The organism is Terracoccus sp. 273MFTsu3.1, assembly GCF_000383675.1.
Taxonomy (GTDB): Bacteria; Actinomycetota; Actinomycetes; order Actinomycetales; family Dermatophilaceae; genus Terrabacter.
The window spans coordinates 469788-488190 of record NZ_KB911822.1; the positions used below are offsets into that span (position 1 = coordinate 469788).

Annotated in this window: 18 protein-coding genes and 1 tRNA gene; 13 read left to right on the plus strand and 6 right to left on the minus strand. The window is 70.7% G+C overall.

What is annotated here, in order from left to right:
- The first annotated feature begins 23 nt into the window (after window positions 1–23).
- The 7 genes from dcd to rpmG all read left to right on the plus strand — a co-directional run bounded on the left by dcd (window position 24) and on the right by rpmG (window position 5335).
- Window positions 24–602 (plus strand): dCTP deaminase, encoded by a 579-nt coding sequence (gene dcd, locus H283_RS0112495; RefSeq protein WP_020143865.1) that lies wholly within the window; start codon window positions 24–26, stop codon window positions 600–602.
- Window positions 599–1339 (plus strand): serine aminopeptidase domain-containing protein, encoded by a 741-nt coding sequence (locus H283_RS0112500; RefSeq protein WP_020143866.1) that lies wholly within the window; start codon window positions 599–601, stop codon window positions 1337–1339. The genes dcd and H283_RS0112500 overlap by 4 nt, the downstream gene beginning before the upstream one ends.
- Window positions 1340–1390: 51 nt before the next feature.
- Window positions 1391–2542 (plus strand): ABC transporter ATP-binding protein, encoded by a 1152-nt coding sequence (locus tag H283_RS0112505; RefSeq protein ID WP_020143867.1) that lies wholly within the window; start codon window positions 1391–1393, stop codon window positions 2540–2542.
- A complete protein-coding gene (locus tag H283_RS0112510) occupies window positions 2539–3180 on the plus strand; it encodes an ABC transporter permease (RefSeq protein WP_020143868.1) in 642 nt (213 codons plus the stop codon). Before H283_RS0112505 ends, H283_RS0112510 begins: the two co-directional genes overlap by 4 nt.
- Window positions 3177–4034, plus strand: coding sequence for an ABC transporter permease (locus H283_RS0112515; protein WP_043649419.1), 858 nt, complete (start codon window positions 3177–3179; stop codon window positions 4032–4034). Before H283_RS0112510 ends, H283_RS0112515 begins: the two co-directional genes overlap by 4 nt.
- Window positions 4031–4963, plus strand: a complete 933-nt coding sequence (locus tag H283_RS0112520) for an ABC transporter substrate-binding protein (RefSeq protein WP_020143870.1) — start codon at window positions 4031–4033, stop codon at window positions 4961–4963. The genes H283_RS0112515 and H283_RS0112520 overlap by 4 nt, the downstream gene beginning before the upstream one ends.
- A gap of 204 nt (window positions 4964–5167) precedes the next feature.
- Window positions 5168–5335, plus strand: coding sequence for a 50S ribosomal protein L33 (gene rpmG, locus H283_RS0112525; protein ID WP_020143871.1), 168 nt, complete (start codon window positions 5168–5170; stop codon window positions 5333–5335).
- A gap of 84 nt (window positions 5336–5419) precedes the next feature.
- Here rpmG and H283_RS0112530 read toward each other — a convergent pair whose 3' ends face one another.
- Window positions 5420–6145 (minus strand): hypothetical protein, encoded by a 726-nt coding sequence (locus H283_RS0112530; protein WP_020143872.1) that lies wholly within the window; start codon window positions 6143–6145, stop codon window positions 5420–5422.
- Between the two features lie 165 nt (window positions 6146–6310).
- Between H283_RS0112530 and H283_RS0112535 the strand changes: the two genes are divergently transcribed.
- The 3 genes from H283_RS0112535 (at window position 6311) to H283_RS0112545 (ending at window position 9772) form a co-directional block, all read left to right on the plus strand.
- The gene (locus H283_RS0112535; RefSeq protein WP_020143873.1) at window positions 6311–7546 is read left to right on the plus strand and encodes a helix-turn-helix domain-containing protein; all 1236 of its coding nucleotides are present in this window, start codon (window positions 6311–6313) and stop codon (window positions 7544–7546) included.
- A 238-nt stretch (window positions 7547–7784) separates the two neighbouring features.
- Window positions 7785–9308 carry an aldehyde dehydrogenase family protein gene (locus H283_RS0112540; RefSeq protein ID WP_020143874.1) on the plus strand — a complete coding sequence of 508 codons (1524 nt, stop codon included), beginning with the start codon at window positions 7785–7787 and terminating at the stop codon, window positions 9306–9308.
- A gap of 14 nt (window positions 9309–9322) precedes the next feature.
- Window positions 9323–9772 (plus strand): DUF779 domain-containing protein, encoded by a 450-nt coding sequence (locus tag H283_RS0112545; RefSeq protein ID WP_020143875.1) that lies wholly within the window; start codon window positions 9323–9325, stop codon window positions 9770–9772.
- Window positions 9773–9900: 128 nt separating this feature from the next.
- On the opposite strand, the gene H283_RS0112550 is transcribed toward H283_RS0112545, so the two are convergent.
- From H283_RS0112550 to H283_RS0112570, 5 genes are all read right to left on the minus strand, one after another.
- Window positions 9901–10626 (minus strand): transporter substrate-binding domain-containing protein, encoded by a 726-nt coding sequence (locus H283_RS0112550; RefSeq protein ID WP_020143876.1) that lies wholly within the window; start codon window positions 10624–10626, stop codon window positions 9901–9903.
- A 4-nt stretch (window positions 10627–10630) separates the two neighbouring features.
- The gene (locus H283_RS0112555; RefSeq protein WP_020143877.1) at window positions 10631–11323 is read right to left on the minus strand and encodes a hypothetical protein; all 693 of its coding nucleotides are present in this window, start codon (window positions 11321–11323) and stop codon (window positions 10631–10633) included.
- A gap of 13 nt (window positions 11324–11336) precedes the next feature.
- Window positions 11337–12140, minus strand: a complete 804-nt coding sequence (locus tag H283_RS0112560) for a hypothetical protein (RefSeq protein ID WP_020143878.1) — start codon at window positions 12138–12140, stop codon at window positions 11337–11339.
- 9 nt (window positions 12141–12149) lie between these two features.
- Window positions 12150–12869: a hypothetical protein gene (locus H283_RS0112565; RefSeq protein WP_020143879.1), complete on the minus strand. Its 720-nt coding sequence runs from the start codon at window positions 12867–12869 to the stop codon at window positions 12150–12152.
- A 172-nt stretch (window positions 12870–13041) separates the two neighbouring features.
- Window positions 13042–15378 (minus strand): (Fe-S)-binding protein, encoded by a 2337-nt coding sequence (locus H283_RS0112570; RefSeq protein ID WP_020143880.1) that lies wholly within the window; start codon window positions 15376–15378, stop codon window positions 13042–13044.
- 268 nt (window positions 15379–15646) lie between these two features.
- Between H283_RS0112570 and cysK the strand changes: the two genes are divergently transcribed.
- The 3 genes from cysK to H283_RS0112590 all read left to right on the plus strand — a co-directional run bounded on the left by cysK (window position 15647) and on the right by H283_RS0112590 (window position 17679).
- A complete protein-coding gene (cysK, locus tag H283_RS0112575; RefSeq protein ID WP_020143881.1) occupies window positions 15647–16576 on the plus strand; it encodes a cysteine synthase A in 930 nt (309 codons plus the stop codon).
- A gap of 48 nt (window positions 16577–16624) precedes the next feature.
- Window positions 16625–17374 (plus strand): serine O-acetyltransferase, encoded by a 750-nt coding sequence (gene cysE / locus H283_RS0112580; protein WP_020143882.1) that lies wholly within the window; start codon window positions 16625–16627, stop codon window positions 17372–17374.
- 214 nt (window positions 17375–17588) lie between these two features.
- Window positions 17589–17679 (plus strand) — tRNA-Ser (locus tag H283_RS0112590).
- Window positions 17680–18403: the final 724 nt, after the last annotated feature.

Consider the following 18403-nt stretch of genomic DNA (forward strand, 5'->3'; position numbering starts at 1 on the left):
GGCCGGCGTTATAGCCTCGTCCCGTGCTGCTCTCCGACAAGGACATCCGGGCCGAGATCGCCGCCGAGCGGGTCGTGCTCGACCCGTGGGACCCCTCGATGGTCCAACCGTCGAGCGTCGACGTCCGGCTGGACAAGTTCTTCCGACTCTTCGACAACCACAAGTACCCCTACATCGACCCGGCCGCCGAGCAGCCGGAGCTGACGCGGCTCGTCGAGGTCGGTCCCGACGAGGACAGCTTCGTGCTGCACCCCGGCGAGTTCGTCCTCGGCTCGACGCTCGAGACCGTGACCCTGCCCGACGACCTCGCTGCGCGCGTCGAGGGCAAGAGCTCGCTCGGACGGCTCGGCCTGCTGACCCATGCGACCGCCGGCTTCGTCGACCCCGGCTTCTCCGGCCACGTCACCCTCGAGCTGTCCAACGTCGCGACCCTGCCGATTATGCTCTACCCCGGCATGAAGATCGGCCAGCTCTGCTTCATCCGCCTCAGCTCGCCGGCCGAGAACCCTTACGGCTCAGCGGCCTACGGCTCGCACTACCAGGGGCAGCGCGGTCCCACGGCGAGCCGCTCGTTCGCGAGCTTCCACCGCACCCAGGTGTGAGCGCCGAGCTCGACACCACCGCGGCCGACGGCGACAGCATGCCGCTGGCCTCCCTGGTCTGGGACGCCCGACCGGCGGTCGCGGCCGTCGTCGCCCTTGTCATGCACGGCGGTGCCGTCGACGGTCTCGAGCCCAACCGGCCCTGGTCGCACAACGTCGCGCGCCTCGTGCCGTTCGCCAGGTCCCTCAAGAGGGTGCCCGGCCCGATCGCCGTCGCCCGACTCCGCTTCCGAGTCCGTGGCTGGAACGGCGACGCGATGCCCGTCGAGGACGCCAGGTGGGCGCTCGCACAGGTGCGGGCGGCATACCCCGGCGTCCCGATCGCCCTCGTCGGTCACTCGATGGGCGGGCGCGTCGCGATGTTCGTCGGCGACGAGCCCGACGTGCGCCTCGTCGTCGGCCTCGCTCCGTGGATCGAGCCGGGCGACCCGCACCCGGGTGCCGGCAGGCGCACCGTCCTCATCCACGGCGACCGCGACGTCATCTGCTCGCTCGCCCGCACCCGCCGTGCGGTCGAGCAGATGCAGGCCGAGGGGCTCGACGCCTCCCTCGTCCGCGTCGCCCGCGGCGACCACGCGATGCTCGTGCGGGCCCGGCTCTGGACCGCCCTCGTGACCGACGTCGTCGGGGCATCCTTCGCGCGCGAGCTCGGTGGCACGGGTGAGCCGCGATCCGGCCCGATCGGGGCCGTCGTCGCTCAGGTGGTGCACTCCGGGGGCGTCACGGTCGACATCTGACCCTCGACGAGGACCGCTGCACGGTCGGCACAGGCGGGTACGTTGAGGGGCATGATCCGCTTCGAGGGCGTGACCAAGCGATATGCCGACACGTCCGGCACCGACCGCGGGGACGGGTCGGTCGCAGTCGACGACCTGACCCTCGAGGCCCCGACGGGCAAGATCACCGTCCTCGTCGGACCCTCGGGCTGCGGCAAGACGACGACGCTGCGCATGGTCAACCGGATGATCACCCCGACGTCGGGCACGATCTCCATCGACGGCCGCGACACCGCCTCGCTCGACGTCGCCGAGCTGCGCCGCGGCATCGGCTACGTCATCCAGCACGCCGGTCTCTTCCCGCACCGCACGGTCCTCGACAACGTCACGACCGTCCCGCGGCTGCTCGGCACCGACAAGCGGACCGCCCGCTCCCGGGCCATGGAGCTCATCGAGCGGGTGGGCCTCGACCCGGCGATGGCCAGGCGCTATCCGGCGCAGCTCTCCGGTGGCCAGCAGCAGCGCGTCGGGGTGGCCCGCGCGCTCGCGGCCGACCCGCCCGTGATGCTCATGGACGAGCCCTTCTCGGCCGTCGACCCCGTCGTGCGCGAGCAGCTCCAGAACGAGTTCCTCCGGCTCCAGTCCGACCTCGGCAAGACGATCCTCTTCGTGACCCACGACATCGACGAGGCCGTCAAGCTCGGCGACCAGGTGGCGGTCCTGCGCGTGGGCGGCGTTCTCGCCCAGCTCGACTCGCCGGCCAAGCTCCTCGCCGACCCCGTCGACGACTTCGTCGCGGGCTTCGTCGGCCGCGACCGCGGCTACCGCGCGCTGTCCTTCGCGGCGGCACCCGAGCTCTCGCTCACCGACGAGCCCACCGTGGCCCTCGGCGCCAGTGCCGACGACGTCCGAGCCATCGGTACGCCGTGGGTGCTGTGCGTCGGTGACGCGGGCGAGCCGTTGGGGTGGGTCCGGGCGGCTGCCGTCGAGTCCGAGGTGACGCGCACGGTCCTGCACCGGGGTGGCACCGTGGCCTCGACCACCGGATCGCTGCGGGCCCTGCTCGATGCGGCCCTGTCGTCCCCGAGCGGGCGCGGCGTCGTGGCCGACGACGACGGACGCCTCGTCGGCACCGTCCGCGCCGCCGAGGTGATCGCCGCGATCGAGGCCCGGCGCGACGCCGTCGCCTCCTCGACCCCGGCCGAGGAGGCGACCGCCCGGTGACGTGGGCCCTCGACCACATCGGCGACATCATGTCCCGCGCCGGCCAGCACGCGTGGCTCGCAGGGTTGCCGCTGGTGCTCGGTCTCGTCATCGCCCTGCCGCTCGGCTGGTTGGCGGCACGCCGCCCGCGGATGCGTGCCGTGCTGCTCACGACGACCGGCCTGCTCTACACGATCCCGTCGCTCGCGCTCTTCATCCTGCTGCCGCCGCTGCTCGGCACGAAGATCCTCGACCCCGTCAACGTCATCGTCGCGATGACCGTCTACACCGTGGCCCTGCTGACCCGCACCGTCGCCGACGGGCTCTTGTCGGTCGACGGCTCGACTCAGCAGGCGGCCATCGCCATGGGCTACGGCTCGTTCGCCCGGTTCCGCGCCGTCGACCTCCCGCTCGCGGTGCCCGTCATCGCGGCCGGCCTGCGCGTCGCCGCCGTGAGCAACGTCAGCATCGTCAGCGTCGCCTCGCTCATCGGCATCTCGCAGCTCGGCTACTTCCTCACCGACGGCTACGCCCGCTCCTTCCCGACCGAGGTGTGGGTCGGCATCGTCGCGTGCCTGCTCCTCGCGCTCGTCTTCGACCTCGTCATCCAGGTCGTGTCCCGCGTGCTGACGCCGTGGACCAGGACGGTGGCCGCATGAGCCTCGCGACGATCTGGGACTGGTTCACCGACCCGGCCAACTGGCAGGGCACCGACGGCGTGCCCCACCGCGTGCTCGAGCACCTCTTCTACACCGTCCTGACCCTGCTCATCGCGCTCGTCATCGCTGTGCCGCTCGGCGCCTGGGTGGGGCACTCGGGCCGTCTGCGCTGGCTCGTCACCGGAGCCAACGCCGCTCGGGCCGTCCCGACCCTCGGGCTGCTCTTCGCCGTGTCGATGTTCGTCGGGCCGCTCATCCAGAGTGACCTCGCCTTCGTGATCCCGAGCATCACGGTGCTCGTCCTGCTCGCGATCCCGCCTCTGCTGTCGGGCACGTACGCCGGCATCGACAGCGTCGAGCCCGCCGCGCGCGACGCGGCCCGGGGGATGGGCATGACCGGCTGGCAGGTGTTGACCAAGGTGGAGGCCCCCATCGCGCTCCCGCTCTTCCTCAGCGGGCTGCGCAGCGCCACCCTCCAGGTCATCGCGACCGCCACCATCGCCGCCTCGGTCAGCCTCGGCGGCCTGGGCCGCTACCTCATCGACGGGCTCGCCTCGCGCGACTACGTCCAGATGGTCTGCGGGTCGATCCTCGTCGCCGTCCTCGCCCTCGTCGCCGACGGGATCCTGGCCCTGCTCGAGAAGAGGGCCGTCTCACCGGGAATCTCCGGACGGGCCACGCGTGTTGCCCGTTCACGAGCACGAAACTCCGATCCCCACCCCGAACCAGACCTCGACGGTGCAGACCGCTCGGACACCGGCCCGCGGCAGCCCGCAGTCGTCGGCTCCGGCAGCACCGGCCCCGTGGAGGCGACCGCCGCCACGGGCACCCCATCCGAAAGGGACCGACCATGACACGCACGCGCTTCCTCGCCGCGGGCCTGCTCCTCGCCGCCGTCGTGCCGCTCGCCGCCTGCGGTGGCGGCGGCGACCCGCTCGCTCCGGCCTCGAGCCCCGCTGCAGGCGGGACCGGTGGATCGACCGGCGCCGCCGGCTCGGTCAAGATCGGCTCCGCCGACTTCCCCGAGAGTGCCCTGCTGGGCGAGATCTACGCCCAGGCGCTCGAGGCCAAGGGTATGACGGCCACTCGCCAGTTCAACATCGGCAGCCGTGAGACCTACCTCAAGGCGATCTCGGGCGGCGAGGTCGACGTGCTGCCCGAGTACACCGGCTCGCTGCTCAACTTCTACGACAAGAACGCCAAGGTCGTGCAGCCCGACGAGGTCTACGCGGCCCTCCAGAAGGCCGTGCCGCAGGGCCTGACGGTCCTCGACAAGTCGGCGGCTGAGGACAAGAACTCCCTCGCCGTGACCAAGGACACCGCCAACCAGTGGTCGCTCAAGGCGATTCCCGACCTCGCGGCGCATCAGTCCGACCTCACCATCGGGGCCCCGCCGGAGTTCAAGACCCGTCAGCAGGGTCTCGTCGGCCTGAAGTCCGTCTACAACATCACGCCCAAGGAGTTCCGCCCGCTGCAGAGCCAGGCGACGGTCGAGGCACTGAAGAACGGCCAGGTCAAGGCCGCCAACATCTTCAGCACCGACCCGTCGATCGCGGCCAACGGCTTCGTCGTGCTCGAAGACCCGCAGAGCCTCTTCGGTTCCGACAACGTCGTGCCGCTCGTCCGGTCCGACAAGGCCGACTCGCTCAAGGCGGTCCTCAACGCCGTCTCGGCCAAGCTCGACACGACGTCGCTCGCCGACATGGTCAAGCAGGTCGTCGTCGACAAGAAGGACGCGAGCGAGGTCGCCAAGACGTGGCTCGCCAGCGCCGGTCTCGCCTGACCCGGGGCACCTGCTGAGCAGTTGACGGCATACGCCCTCGGTCCGCAGGACACGCCTGAGGCCCCCGCGTCGGATGCGGGGGCCTCAGTCGTGCCCCGACAGGACCCGGCCGGGCTGACTCGGCCGTACCGGGAATGTACCACCGTCGAGAATGGTTCTCATTACAGTCGCGAGAACTCGCGACCCGAGACCGAAGGAGCCCCCATGGCCAAGCGCACCGACCTGCGCCCCGTCGTCACCCTGCGTTCGACCGCCGGCACCGGCTACAGCTACGTGACGCGCAAGAACCGTCGCAGCAACCCCGACCGCATGGTGCTGCGCAAGTTCGACCCCGTCGCTCGCGAGCACGTCGACTTCCGCGAGACCCGCTGACAGCAGGCGCGTGCCGCGATGAGCGGCCGACGCGCAGTGGCCACGTCCGACCTCGGACGTGGCCACTGGCGTATGCCGTCGCGATCAGCGGGTGAGGCTGCGGGCCTGCCTGGTGGGCTCGGGGGAGGCAGGCGTCGACTCGGGGGCGGCCCACGTGACGCGGATCGGCTCGGGCGCGAGCGGCGCGAACGTGGCCACGACGTCGATGCCGTCGCGGAGGAGCTTCACGAGACGCTCCTCCGGGTCGTCGACACAGGCGCGGGCGATGCCGTCCACGGCGAGGGCGACGACCTTGGCGGCGTTGGCCGGCCGGACGGCCGCGGTGTTGAATCCCATGCGGGCCAGGTGGATCCGGGCCCAGCGCTCTGCGGCCGGCGCCGTGGCGAGCGCGGCGCGAGAGGCCTTCGAGAGCTGCCCGTGAGCACGACCGTCCTGCTCGGCGAGGATGCCCTCGGCATTGAGGATGGCGAGGGCCATGACGTTCTGTCGCTCCTCCGCGGCGACCGGCAGTGCCGCCCGGGCGGTCGTCAGCACGAGCGCCGTCGTGACCCGTGGGTCGTCCGGGTTGAGGCCGACCACCTCGGGGATCATCGTCACGAGGCGTTGCCGGTGCGTCTCGTCGAGCATGTCGTTGACGCAGCGCGCGAGGGTCGCGAGGACCGGGTGCGTGCACTCCGGGTGGTCGCTCCACCGCTCGCCGGCCAGGAACGAGGCCATCTCCATGAAGCACGCGCCCTTGCGCGAGCTGCGGTGGCGGCCGCGCGACAGCACCGGCACGCCGTCGGGCACGAAGGGGGCTCGTCGTGACATCGTCGCTCCTCGGAGTTTTCCATGAAGGATCCTGTGCGGGTTCCTTCATGGTGCGCCTCAATCGGCTCCTTGACCACCCCTTCTGTCCAACCCGGGGATGGACAGGTGCTGTGGGATCTGACGCACTGCTGTCGCCGGGCGTCGGAGTGTGGGCACAATCGGCCCATGCCCGTCGACGCGCACGCCGAGTCCGAGAGCGGCGGGGTCCGTGCCCACGTCGCCGACTCGTGGCTGCGCTCAGCGGCAGCCGGCGTCCAGGTCGACACCGTCGACGCCCCGATCACGTTGCCCGGGGACGCCCTCCGCGACCACCGCGAGGCGCACCCGCTGGCCAGGGTCTTCCCCCTGCTCGACGACGTGCTCGGCCAGGCGGCGCGCGACTGCGACGCCGTCATGGCGGTGTCCGACGCCTCGGGCCAGCTGCTCTGGGTGTGCGGGACGCCGAGCGTGCTCCGTCGCGCCGAGTCGATCGGCTTCGTCGAGGGCAGCAACTGGGACGAGCGGCTCGCCGGCACCAACGCGCCGGGCATGGCGCTGCGTCTCGACCAGTCCGTCAACGTCATCGGCGCCGAGCACTTCCGGCACTCGGTCCAGCGATGGAGCTGCGCGGCCACGACGATCCACGACCCGTCCGACCAGAGCGTGCTGGGGGTCCTCGACATCACCGGCGGGGACGACATCGTCGTGCCGCAGACGATGGCGATGGTGCGCGCTGCGGCCCGGATGGCCGAGTCCGAGCTGGCTCGGGAGCTGCTCGTCAGCGGCCGAGGCGCCCAGCCCGACGCCGCCGGGCGCGGGCTCTCGGTGCTCATGGAGTCGCTCGGTCGCAACGACACCCTCCTGACCGTCGACGACGGCCGGGGCCACCGCCGGACGGTGCGGCTCAGCCCGCGGCACAGCGAGATCCTGCTGTTGCTCGCCTCGGCACCGCGCGGCCTCTCCGGTGACGAGCTCGCCGTGCTCCTCTACGAGGAGGACAGCGTCGCCTCGACGCTCCGGGTCGAGATGGGCCGGCTGCGCAGCCTGCTCGGCGAGGACCTCCTCGCGTCGCGCCCGTACCGCCTCGTCGCCGAGCTCTCCGGGGACTGGATCGGGGTCGAGGCGCACCTCGCCGCAGGTGACGTCGCGAGCGCGATGCGGGCCTACCGGGGACCCCTGCTGCCCCGTTCGACGGCGCCCGGGGTGGTCCGGCTGCGCGCGAGCGTCGAGGGCAACCTGCGACGCGCCGTCCTCGGGAGCGGTCGCGCCGACCTCATGTCGGCGTGGACCCGCTCCGCCTCGGGCGCCGACGACTACGAGATGTGGCAGGCGCAGGCGCGCGTGCTCGGCCCCGGCTCGCCGCTCATGCCCCTCGTCCAGAACCAGATCCACCGCCTCGACCGCGAGCTCGGCTCCACCTGACCCTGCGGTCGGCGTCGCGGACGGGTGACTGCCCACTCCCTGACCGACTGCCCCGCGCCCGGCCGACTGCCACGACCTGCCGGAGCAGTCGGGCGCTCGCGGAGCACTCGACCATCCGGCACGCAGTCGCCACCGAGCCGTATGCCGTCTCGCCACGCAACGTGGTTGCAACGTTGCGCTGCCTACGGTCACGCCAACCCCTGGGAGGGGAACCACCAAGGATGTTGGGAGATCAACCATGACCGTCTACGCACCGCCCGGCTCGCCGGACTCGCTCGTCACCGTCCTCGACCGCTACGGCCACTTCATCGGCGGCAACTGGGTCGACCCGAAGAAGGGCCTCTGGTTCGAGAACATCTCGCCGGTCAACGGCAAGCCGTTCTGCGAGGTCGCCCGCGGCACCGAGGAGGACATCGAGGCCGCCCTCGACGCCGCCCACGCCGCCGCTCCGGCCTGGGGCAGGACGTCCCTCGGCGAGCGTTCGCTCGTCCTCAACCGGATCGCCGACCGCATCGAGGCCAACCTCGAGTCGCTCGCGGTCGCCGAGACGTGGGAGAACGGCAAGGCCGTCCGTGAGACCCTCGCCGCCGACCTCCCGCTCGCGGTCGACCACTTCCGCTACTTCGCCGGCGTCCTTCGGGGACAGGAGGGTTCGAGCAGCGAGATCGACGAGAACACCGTCGCCTACCACTTCCACGAGCCGCTCGGCGTCGTCGGCCAGATCATCCCGTGGAACTTCCCGATCCTCATGGCCGTGTGGAAGCTCGCCCCGGCCCTCGCCGCCGGCAACTGCGTCGTGCTCAAGCCGGCCGAGCAGACGCCGTGGTCGATCCTCAAGGTCGTCGAGCTCATCGGGGACCTGCTGCCTCCGGGCGTCCTCAACGTCGTCAACGGCTTCGGTGTCGAGGCCGGCAAGCCGCTCGCGTCGAGCCCGCGCATCGCCAAGATCGCCTTCACCGGCGAGACGACGACCGGCCGCCTCATCATGCAGTACGCCTCGCAGAACATCATCCCCGTCACCCTCGAGCTCGGCGGCAAGAGCCCCAACGTCTTCTTCGACGACGTCGCTCAGGAGCGGGACGCCTTCTACGACAAGGCACTCGAGGGCTTCACGATGTTCGCCCTGAACCAGGGCGAGGTCTGCACGTGCCCGTCGCGCGCCCTCGTGCAGCGCTCGATCTACAGCGACTTCGTCCCGGACGCCGTGGCCCGCGTCGAGAGGATCAAGCAGGGCAACCCGCTCGACACCGAGACGACGATGGGTGCCCAGGCGAGCAACGACCAGCTCGAGAAGATCTTGTCCTACATGGACATCGGCCGGCAGGAGGGCGCCAAGATCCTCACCGGCGGCGACCGCAACGTGCTCGACGGCGACCTCGCCGAGGGCTACTACGTAGCGCCGACGATCTTCGAGGGCGACAACTCGATGCGGATCTTCCAGGAGGAGATCTTCGGACCGGTCGTCTCGCTGACGAGCTTCGACGACGAGGCCGACGCACTCTCCATCGCCAACGACACCCTCTACGGCCTCGGCGCCGGCGTGTGGACCCGCGACGGCTCGCGCGCCTACCGGATGGGCCGTGGCATCAAGGCCGGTCGCGTCTGGACGAACTGCTACCACCAGTACCCGGCGCACGCCGCGTTCGGTGGCTACAAGCAGTCGGGCATCGGCCGCGAGAACCACAAGATGATGCTCGACCACTACCAGCAGACGAAGAACCTCCTCGTCTCCTACTCGCCCGACGCGCTCGGGTTCTTCTGAGCGGGCCGGCCCCCGTGGCCACCACGCCCCCAGAGACGGTCGCACCCGGTGAGCCATCGGCTTCCCCCAGCCGGGTCGACCTCACCGGTGAGGCGGCGGACCTGCTCCGTCGCCTCACCGGGATCCACGGTCCGCTGATGTTCCACCAGTCGGGCGGCTGCTGCGACGGCAGCTCTCCCATGTGCTTCCCGGCCGGTGAGTTCCTGACGAGCGAGGCCGACGTCCACCTCGCCGACCTCGTCGTCGACGGCGTCGAGGCACCCGTCGGCTTCTGGATGTCGGTCTCGCAGTACGACTACTGGAAGCACACGCACCTCACCGTCGACGTCGTGAAGGGCCGTGGCAGCGGCTTCTCCGTCGAGGCGCCCGAGGGTGTGCGGTTCCTCATCCGCTCGCGCCTGCTGACCGCCGAGGAGCTGTCCGCCTTCGGCATCACCACTCCGACCGTGGGCCGGGTCGGCTGAGACTCCGACACGACCGTGGAGGTCCGCACCCCTGTGCGGGGTGCGGGCCTCCACGTCGACGTGAGCCGGGTGTCGGCGACGCGGTACGCCTCCGGCGCGGCGGTATGCCGTCCGGTGGGCGTGTGCCGTCAGGCGGGCGGGGCGACCGCCGCACCCGACTGTCCCGACCGCGAGAGCGCGTCGGCGACGAAGCCGCTCGCCTTGAGCTCCTCGACGAGCTCGTGGAGGAAGGCGACGGTCTCGGCGGACCTGGTCCGGGTCGTGCCGACGGCCTGCTCGATCTGCATGAACGCCTCGTCGACGACCCGCACGTCGTCGCGGCGCGCGGCGAAGGCCGTGACGGGCTCTCGGATGCCGGCGCCGACCTCGAGACCCTCGGCGACGAAGACGTCGACGCCCTCGTCGCCGCGCACGATGGTCGCGAGCGCCAGCGTGCGGGAGAGGAAGAGGTCGTAGGCCGAGCCCTGCTTGACCCCGACCCGGACGCCGTCGCGGTCGACGTCGGCGGCGGACACCACGGGCGAGTCGACGGGCACGACGTAGACGCCCTCGAGGACGGCATACGGCGCCGTGAAGGCGACCTCGGTCGCCCGGGCCGGGTCGACGGCGAGGAAGCAGAGGTCCGCTGCGCCGGACGTCAGGGCCTCGAACGACGTGCGTGCAGCGTCGAAGCAGACGAAGGAGACGGGGACACCGAGGCGGTCGGCGATCTCGCGTGCGAGGTCGACCGTGATCCCGGATGGTGACTCCGGGCTTCCTTGCGCCAGCACCGGGTTGCCGAGGTTGATCGAGGCGCGCAGGACCCCCGTCGGCGCGAGGTCCTGGGCGATGGCGGGCGTCGGGGTCGCGTTCACCCGGTCAGGCTACGGCGTCCTTCCCGCGGGTGGGCTTGCGGTAGAAGGCGATCCCGGGCACGGGACGCTCGGCCTCGAGGACTGCCGTGTCGGTGACCGAGATCCCGGGACCGGCGACGACCGCGAAGAAGACCGTCTGGCCCAGCACGACGTCGACCTCGGCCGGCTCCGCCTGGCCGTCCTTGACCATGACGAGCACGCCTTGGCGCTGCTGACTCTGCCAGGCCCGGATCCCCTTGTCCGAGCTCGAGTCGGGCGCCGAGACGCGGACGACTCCCTTGGCGCCGGAGCCGTGGGCATCGGCCCACTCGTACGTTCCGGTGCACGTGAAGGCGTGGGAGTAGCCCGACTCGTTGACGAGGCGGTCGCTCGAGAAGAAGTCCTTCTCCCCGGAGACGGCGAAGGGCCGGGCGTGCGGGTCGGGGCAGTGCCACATGACCATGTCGCCCGCGTTGACCGTCACCTTCGGGGCGTCCGGCACGAACGCCTTGCCCTCGGCGTGGACGGTGACGAGCGTCTGGGCCATCTCACCGCGCTTCGGGGCGTCGCCCTCGACGACGACGACGTAGGGGTGGTCCTGGGCCAGGGCGGCGGTGCCGGCGTGGCCGATCGCGTAGGCGTAGGTGCCGGGCCTCATGAACCGCTGCCCGTAGCAGTCGGTCTGTCGCAGCGCCCTGCTGTCGAAGTGGTCGCTCATGGTTCCGCCCTCCTCAGGCGCTGATGTCGGCGCTGAGGACGAGCTCGTCCTCGGGCGCGTTGTGCTGGACCTCGGCGCCGACGGCGTCGATGTGGACCGAGACGGCCGGGTCGATCGCCGACGTCGCCGGCAGCACCTCGAACCACTCGGGCTGCTCGTAGACCGGGAAGCGGGTGCCCGAGATGAACGGCGTGATGATCGGGCCGAGCCAGCCGGTGAGCCCGGCGATCCCGATCGCCGCGGTGACGGCGATGGCGAGCCCGGCGAGGAAGGGACCGATGAGCGGCACCCAGGCGACGGCGGCCGCGACGGCGAGCCCGATGCCGGCGACGATCGCTGCGGTCCCCGGGCCGAAGGCCAGGCTCGGCACGCCCTGGACGATGCCCTCGACCTTCCAGACGCCACCGACGAGCGTCACGGACAGCCCGAGGTCGACGGTGGCCCGCACGAAGTCGCCGAACGACACGGGCACCGAGACGGTGGGCCAGGTGATGTCGATCCGCGGGGTGCAGACGGTCCCGACGCACGGGATGTCGATGCAGACCTGCGGGATGTGGATCTCGGGGAGGAAGTCACCGAGGTCGAGCGACAGCGTCGCGCTCGCGCTCCAGTCGAGGCGCAGGTCGGCGATCCGGATGGTGCCCGGTGGGATGAGGTCGACGGTGCCGTTGCTCAGGGTGCCGCTCACGGAGTAGCTGACCGCGAACGGCCCGAGGCTGGACGAACCGCTCGTCGACTGCGGGCCGAGCCCGGCGACGACGGTGTCGAGGAAGTCGTTGGCCGCGCCCTCGTCGATGGCGGCGATGATCTCGGACATGTGGGTCTCCTAGAGGTTGCCGCGGGCGAGCACGCGGTCGGTGTCGATGAGCGGGCCGACCGTCGGGGTCAGGGTGAAGGCGCCGACGCGCAGCGCCGAGACGGGGACGCGGATCGTCGTGAGGACGGCGCGGAGCATCTGGCCGATGAGGCACTCGAGCACCGACTCGAGGTCGTCCGGCATCACGTCGACGAGCTCGACGGCGTCGACGGCGAAGCCGAGGGCGGGCTGTCCGTCGAGCGTCGTTCCCACGAGGTGCCCGACGGCGTACAGCTCGATGGCCGTGCACACGGGGTTCTGCGCCTTGCCCGGCTTGTCGTCCCAGCGCGGGTCGTTCGGCTCGTTCGGGTGGTCGCCGCCGTGGTCGCCGTGCGGGTCGTGCGGCTCGTCCGTGGGATCGCGCCGGTCCTTGGGGCAGTCGACGCAGATCTGCACCTTCGTCGACACGCTGAACTGGCCCGGTCCGAGGCTCAGCTGGGGCGGCAGGGGCGTGTCCTCGTCGTAGAGGTCGAGGTGCGGCACCGAGAAGCGGACGTGCCACTGGATCCCCCCGGTGCCCGGGAAGAGGATCGGCGGCATCTGGGTATCGGCCACGTCGGAGACCGGCACGAAGGCCGGTGACCCGTAGGACAACAGGTGTGGTCTGGCGGTGCACAGCGCCGTCACGAGGTCGTTGAGGGCTGACTCCTCGACGGAGACGAAGACCTCGGAGGTGTCGGTCAGGCTCATGGGTTCCCCCCGGTGCTCGGGCCGGCTGCGGTGCGCCGGCTGCAGGGAGTCAGTGGTGCGCGCGCGACGCGCTGATACACGCCGACCTCGCCTGACGGCATACGCAGAAGGTCCCCTCCGCGGGTGCGGAGGGGACCTTCGTCAGGAAGCGGGCGTATGCCGTCCGGCGCGCTCAGGCGACCGGTGCGGGCTCCGGGTCCGGCTGGGGCTCAGGCGTTTCCGCGTCGTCGGGCTCGCCACCGCCGTCGCCGCGACGCACGGCGGCGAGCAGCATCTGGGCGACGTCGACGACCTCGACGGCGTCGGTGGCCTTGCCGTCCTGGATCGCGGCGTTGAGGCCGTCGGAGAGCATGACCTTGCAGAAGGGGCAGCCGACGGCGATGCGCTCGGCGCCCGTCGCCAGGGCCTCCTCGGTGCGGTTGGTGTTGATCCGCGTGCCGAGCTTCTCCTCCATCCACATGCGCGCGCCGCCGGCGCCGCAGCAGAAGGACTTCTCCTTCGACCGCTCCATCTCGGCGTACTCGACGCCGGGCAGGATCTGGAGCAGCTCGCGCGGCGGCGCGTAGACCTGGTTGTGGCGGCCGAGGTAGCAGGGGTCGTGGTAGGTGACCTTGGCGCCGGTCGACGCGGCCCCGGTGGCCACGGCGTCACCGGGACGGGCGACGGGCGTGAGGCGCTTCTCGCGGACGAGCCGGTTGAGCAGCTGCGTGTGGTGCAGCACCTCGTACTGTCCACCGAGCTGCGGGTACTCGTTCTTGATGGTGTTGAAGCAGTGCGCACACGTGACGACGATCTTCGTGGCGCCGACCTCGTTGAGGGTCTCGACGTTCTGCTGGGCGAGCATCTGGAAGAGGAACTCGTTGCCCGCGCGGCGGGCCGAGTCGCCGGTGCAGGCCTCGCCGTCGCCGAGCACGGCGAAGGAGACGCCGGCCGTGTCGAGCAGCTCGGCGACGGCACGCGTCGTCTTCTTGGCGCGGTCCTCGTAGGCGCCGGCGCAGCCGACCCAGAAGAGGTAGTCGACCTCGTCGAGGCTCTCGACGTCCTGGCCGACCTGCTTGACCTCGAAGGGGAGGTCCTTGGCCCAGTCCATCCGCAGGCGCGGCGCGAGGCCCCAGGGGTTGGAGTTCTTCTCGAGGTTCTTGAAGAGGCCGTTGAGCTCGGCCGGGAAGGCCGACTCGATGAGGTTCTTGTAGCGGCGCATGTCGACGATGGCGTCGACGTGCTCGATGTCGACGGGGCACTGCTCGACGCAGGCGCCGCACGTCGTGCACGACCAGAGCACGTCCTCGTCGATGACGGCGTCGGGCCCGTGCGGGTTGTAGGCCGTCAACGGGTGGCGGATGTCGTAGCCGGTCTCGCCGACGAGCTGCTCGGTCGCGACGGCGCCCTTCGTGGCGTCGCTGAAGCCCTCGGCCGCCTCGATGCCGGCGGCCCGGACCTCCTCGGAGGCGAGCAGCCACGGCGACTTGGCGTGCGCGTGGTCGCGCAGCGTCATGACGAGCAGCTTGGGGGAGAGGGGCTTGTCGGTGTTCCACGCCGGGCACTGGCTCTGGCAGCGACCGCACTCGGTGCACGTCGTGAAGTCGAGCAGGCCCTTCCACGTGAAGTCCTCGACCTTGCCGACGCCGAGCGAGGCGTCCTCGTCGAGCTCGTCGACGTTCTCGAAGTCGAGCACCTCGCCGCCCACGCGGATCGGCTGCAGCTCGCCGAGGCTCGTGCGGCCGTCGGCGTGCCGCTTGAAGAAGATGTTGAAGAAGGCGAGGAAGCGGTGCCAGGCGACGCCCATCGTCGGCTGGAGCGCGATCGTGATCATCCACGCGAAGGAGATGAGGATCTTGACCGCGGCGATGACGACGATGAGGTTCTCGATGGCGCCGACCGACAGGCCGGTGAAGAAGTTGCCGATCCATCCCGTGAGCGGGAAGTGGAGGGCGGTGTCCATGCCGGTGCCGGTCTTGCGCGCGAGGGTCCACTCGAGGGCGCGGAGCAGGCCGATGCAGAGCGTGACGCCGAGGATCGTCAGCTCGACGTAGTAGGCCTGCCACCACGTCGATCCGAAGAAGCGGCTTCGACGTCCGTCCTCACCGGCGGCCGAGCGCGGGTGGTTCCTCTGGCGGATCGCCATGAGCACGAGGATCGACAGGAAGCCCGCGAAGGCGAAGAAGTCGGTGATCCACTCGTACGGGAAGAAGTGGCCGATGAGCGGCAGCACGAACTCCGGCTGGAAGAGCTGGCCGAAGGCGTTGAGCAGGGTGAAGAAGAGGACGCCGAAGCTGACCATCGTGAACCAGTGCGCGATCGCGACGACGGGCAGGCGCGACATGCGCGTGTGGCCGAGGAACTCGCGCAGCAGCGTCCGGGTGCGGACCCCCTTGTCGTCCCCGCGGTCCTCGGGCTGGCCGAGACGGAAGGTCGCGAGGAAGTGGTTGACCGTCTTGACGAGCAGGGCGACGGCCACGGCGGTGACGCCGAGGCACACGACGACGGCGACGATCTGGAGCGCACTCATGCCGGGGAGTCTACTGACGCGTGAGCAAGCGCTTAGTGATTGTGACGGCCGTCGCGGCGTGACGCTCGTCCCCTTCGTCCCGCGCCGGGCGGCATACGCCCTTCGGGAGGTATGCCGGGTGGTCCCGCGTCATGGGGGCGCCCGGATCATGGGCGTGGCCTTGGCAATCGATAACGACGTGTTGGAATATGCATAACGAGAACTCGGTTGTCGGAGACAATCGAGGCGACCGACCGTTCCGCCGTACCCAGCCGAAAGGGCTCCAGCAATGCCGATCTACGACGACGTGACCAAGCTGATCGGCAACACGCCGCTCGTGCGCCTCAACAAGGTCACCGACGGGGCGCAGGCGACCGTGGCCGCCAAGCTCGAGTTCTACAACCCCGCCAACTCCGTCAAGGACCGCATCGGTGTCGCGATCATCGACGCCGCCGAGGCGAGCGGCCAGCTCGAGCCCGGCGGCACCATCGTCGAGGCCACCTCCGGCAACACCGGCATCGCGCTCGCCATGGTCGGCGCCGCCCGCGGCTACAAGGTCGTGCTGACGATGCCCGAGTCGATGAGCAAGGAGCGTCGCGCCCTGCTGCGTGCCTTCGGTGCCGAGCTCGTGCTCACCGACCCGTCGACCGGCATGAAGGGCGCGGTCGCCAAGGCCGACGAGATCGTCGCCGAGCGCGGCGGCGTGCTCGCCCGCCAGTTCGCCAACGAGGCCAACCCCGAGATCCACCGCAAGACGACGGCAGAGGAGATCTGGAAGGACACCGACGGCGAGGTCGACATCGTCGTCGCCGGCATCGGCACGGGCGGCACCATCACGGGTGTCGGCCAGGTGCTCAAGGCCCGCAAGCCGAGCGTCCAGATCATCGCCGTCGAGCCCGAGGAGTCGCCGATCCTCAACGGCGGCCAGCCCGGTCCGCACAAGATCCAGGGCATCGGCGCCAACTTCGTCCCCGAGATCCTCGACACCGAGGTCTACGACGAGGTCATCGACGTCAACGCCGAGACCTCCGTGAAGTGGGCCCGCCGCGCCGCGACCGAGGAGGGCCTGCTCGTCGGCCTGTCGTCCGGTGCCGCCATTGCCGCCGCCGTCCAGGTCGCCCAGCGTCCCGAGAACGCCGGCAAGACGATCGTCGTCATCATCCCGTCGTTCGGCGAGCGCTACCTGTCCACGATCCTCTTCGAGGGCCTCGTCGACTGACGTCCCTCGATCGCCCGTCCCATCTGCAATGCCACCAAGGAGTCGTGCATGAGCACCGCACCACAGATCGACCACGAGCCCCGGTCGGCCGAGAAACCGCTGACGCTCGTGCGCGGTGACGGTGCGACCGAGGTGGTCAGGATGGCCGGGGAGCCGGCGGCGACTGTGACCTCCCACGCAGCCGCCGCCCTCCCCGACGAGCGGTCGTATGCCGGCCCGCTCGGCTTCGTGCGCAAGCTCGCCGACCGGGCCCGCGAGGACGTCGACGGCGCGATCGAGCGCGACCCCGCGGCCAACTCCCGGCTCGAGATGGTCCTGACCTCTCCCGGGCTGCACGCCATCTGGGCGCACCGCGGGCTGCACGAGCTGTGGAAGCGCCCGGGTGGACGACTGCCGGCGCGGGTCCTCGCGACGGTGACGCGCTCGATCACCGGCGTCGAGATCCACCCCGCGGCCCGGCTCGGCCGGCGGTTCTTCATCGACCACGGCATGGGTGTCGTCATCGGCGAGACCGCCGAGGTCGGCGACGACGTCATGATCTACCACGGCGTCACCCTGGGTGGCCGGTCGATGGAACACGTGAAGCGGCACCCCACGGTCGGCGACCGCGTCACCATCGGAGCCGGTGCGCGCGTGCTCGGGCCCATCCGCGTCGGCGACGACGTCCAGATCGGCGCCAACTCCGTCGTCGTCAAGGACGTCCCCGCGGGCGCGGTGGCGACGGGCATCCCGGCGGTCATCCGGTTCCCGAAGCGCGACGCGACCAACCAGTGGCTCGACCCCGCGATGTACATCTGAGCCGACGACCCGGTCCGGCTCCCGGTCGGGGGCGTGCGTGGTCGAGGTCGTGACCCTGCACATGGTCTTGCGGATGGTGCTGCGTCCGGTGGTGCTCTGCCCCCACCGGACGCAGCACCATCGCGCATTCGATCGGGGAGTCGCGACGCGTGACGCGGCGAGCGAGCGAGATTCGGACGGGTGGGGCGCCCGCGGCTAGACTTCCGCGGACACTGGAGGGCTCGCATAGTGGCCGAGTGCGGCGGTCTTGAAAACCGCTATGGGTTCACAGCCCATCGTGGGTTCGAATCCCACGCCCTCCGCCAAGCTGCTCCGTCGGCGCGGAGCGCCTTCGGAGCAGCTGCGGAGGCGTGAGATGACGGGGAGCGCTGGGCCCGGGCGAGGAACGAGCCCGGAACCAGCGCGGAGTCCCATGCCCTCCGCCCACGCCCTCCGCCCACGCCCGGCCGCGGCCACCCAGACCCTTCGCCACGGCTGCACCCCCTCAGTGCGCAGGATCGCGCAGCGGGTGTCGCCACGACCTGGTGCGCGACCTCCCGCACCCCACTGCGCCACGCAGGTCTCGGACCGGATCCGGGCATGAAAAAAGGGCCTCCGGAGATCCGGAGTCCCTTTTGTTCTCATGCACCGGCCTCGACGGTGAGCCCGGCGGTTGCACGCGCTCTCAGAGCAGGCCGAGCCTCTCCTCGAACGTCGTGCTGGAGTTGTACTGACCGACCGGCATCGACGTGGACGGACGGTTCATGGCCGCGAAGAACGACACGATGTACGACATCTCTGTATTCAGTTTCCTTGGTGACTGGGCCCACCGACGCGTCGTCGTGGACCCGGTTGGTCGACCGTCATTGCGGGACGATCAGGACCGGCGGACCACCCGCGACCCGGCCGGGAGCGTGGCCGGGCCGTGGGCGATGTCTGCTCGACAATGGTAACAGTTCCGCAACCATGCTCGAGACGACCGTTGACCTTTGAGTGACCCCGTGAGATACGACAGTGTGACCAGACATTCCGGCTCGGATCCCGCGCCCG

Coding starts and splice junctions, on each gene's coding strand:
- H283_RS0112515 (WP_043649419.1), top strand. CDS start 3,177: ATGAGCCTCGCGACGATCTGGGACTGGTTCACCGACCCGGCCAACTGG.
- cysK (WP_020143881.1), top strand. CDS start 15,647: ATGCCGATCTACGACGACGTGACCAAGCTGATCGGCAACACGCCGCTC.
- rpmG (WP_020143871.1), top strand. CDS start 5,168: ATGGCCAAGCGCACCGACCTGCGCCCCGTCGTCACCCTGCGTTCGACC.
- H283_RS0112530 (WP_020143872.1), bottom strand. CDS start 6,145: ATGTCACGACGAGCCCCCTTCGTGCCCGACGGCGTGCCGGTGCTGTCG.
- H283_RS0112520 (WP_020143870.1), top strand. CDS start 4,031: ATGACACGCACGCGCTTCCTCGCCGCGGGCCTGCTCCTCGCCGCCGTC.
- H283_RS0112535 (WP_020143873.1), top strand. CDS start 6,311: ATGCCCGTCGACGCGCACGCCGAGTCCGAGAGCGGCGGGGTCCGTGCC.
- H283_RS0112505 (WP_020143867.1), top strand. CDS start 1,391: ATGATCCGCTTCGAGGGCGTGACCAAGCGATATGCCGACACGTCCGGC.
- H283_RS0112560 (WP_020143878.1), bottom strand. CDS start 12,140: ATGTCCGAGATCATCGCCGCCATCGACGAGGGCGCGGCCAACGACTTC.
- H283_RS0112570 (WP_020143880.1), bottom strand. CDS start 15,378: ATGAGTGCGCTCCAGATCGTCGCCGTCGTCGTGTGCCTCGGCGTCACC.
- H283_RS0112540 (WP_020143874.1), top strand. CDS start 7,785: ATGACCGTCTACGCACCGCCCGGCTCGCCGGACTCGCTCGTCACCGTC.
- H283_RS0112555 (WP_020143877.1), bottom strand. CDS start 11,323: ATGAGCGACCACTTCGACAGCAGGGCGCTGCGACAGACCGACTGCTAC.
- cysE (WP_020143882.1), top strand. CDS start 16,625: ATGAGCACCGCACCACAGATCGACCACGAGCCCCGGTCGGCCGAGAAA.
- H283_RS0112565 (WP_020143879.1), bottom strand. CDS start 12,869: ATGAGCCTGACCGACACCTCCGAGGTCTTCGTCTCCGTCGAGGAGTCA.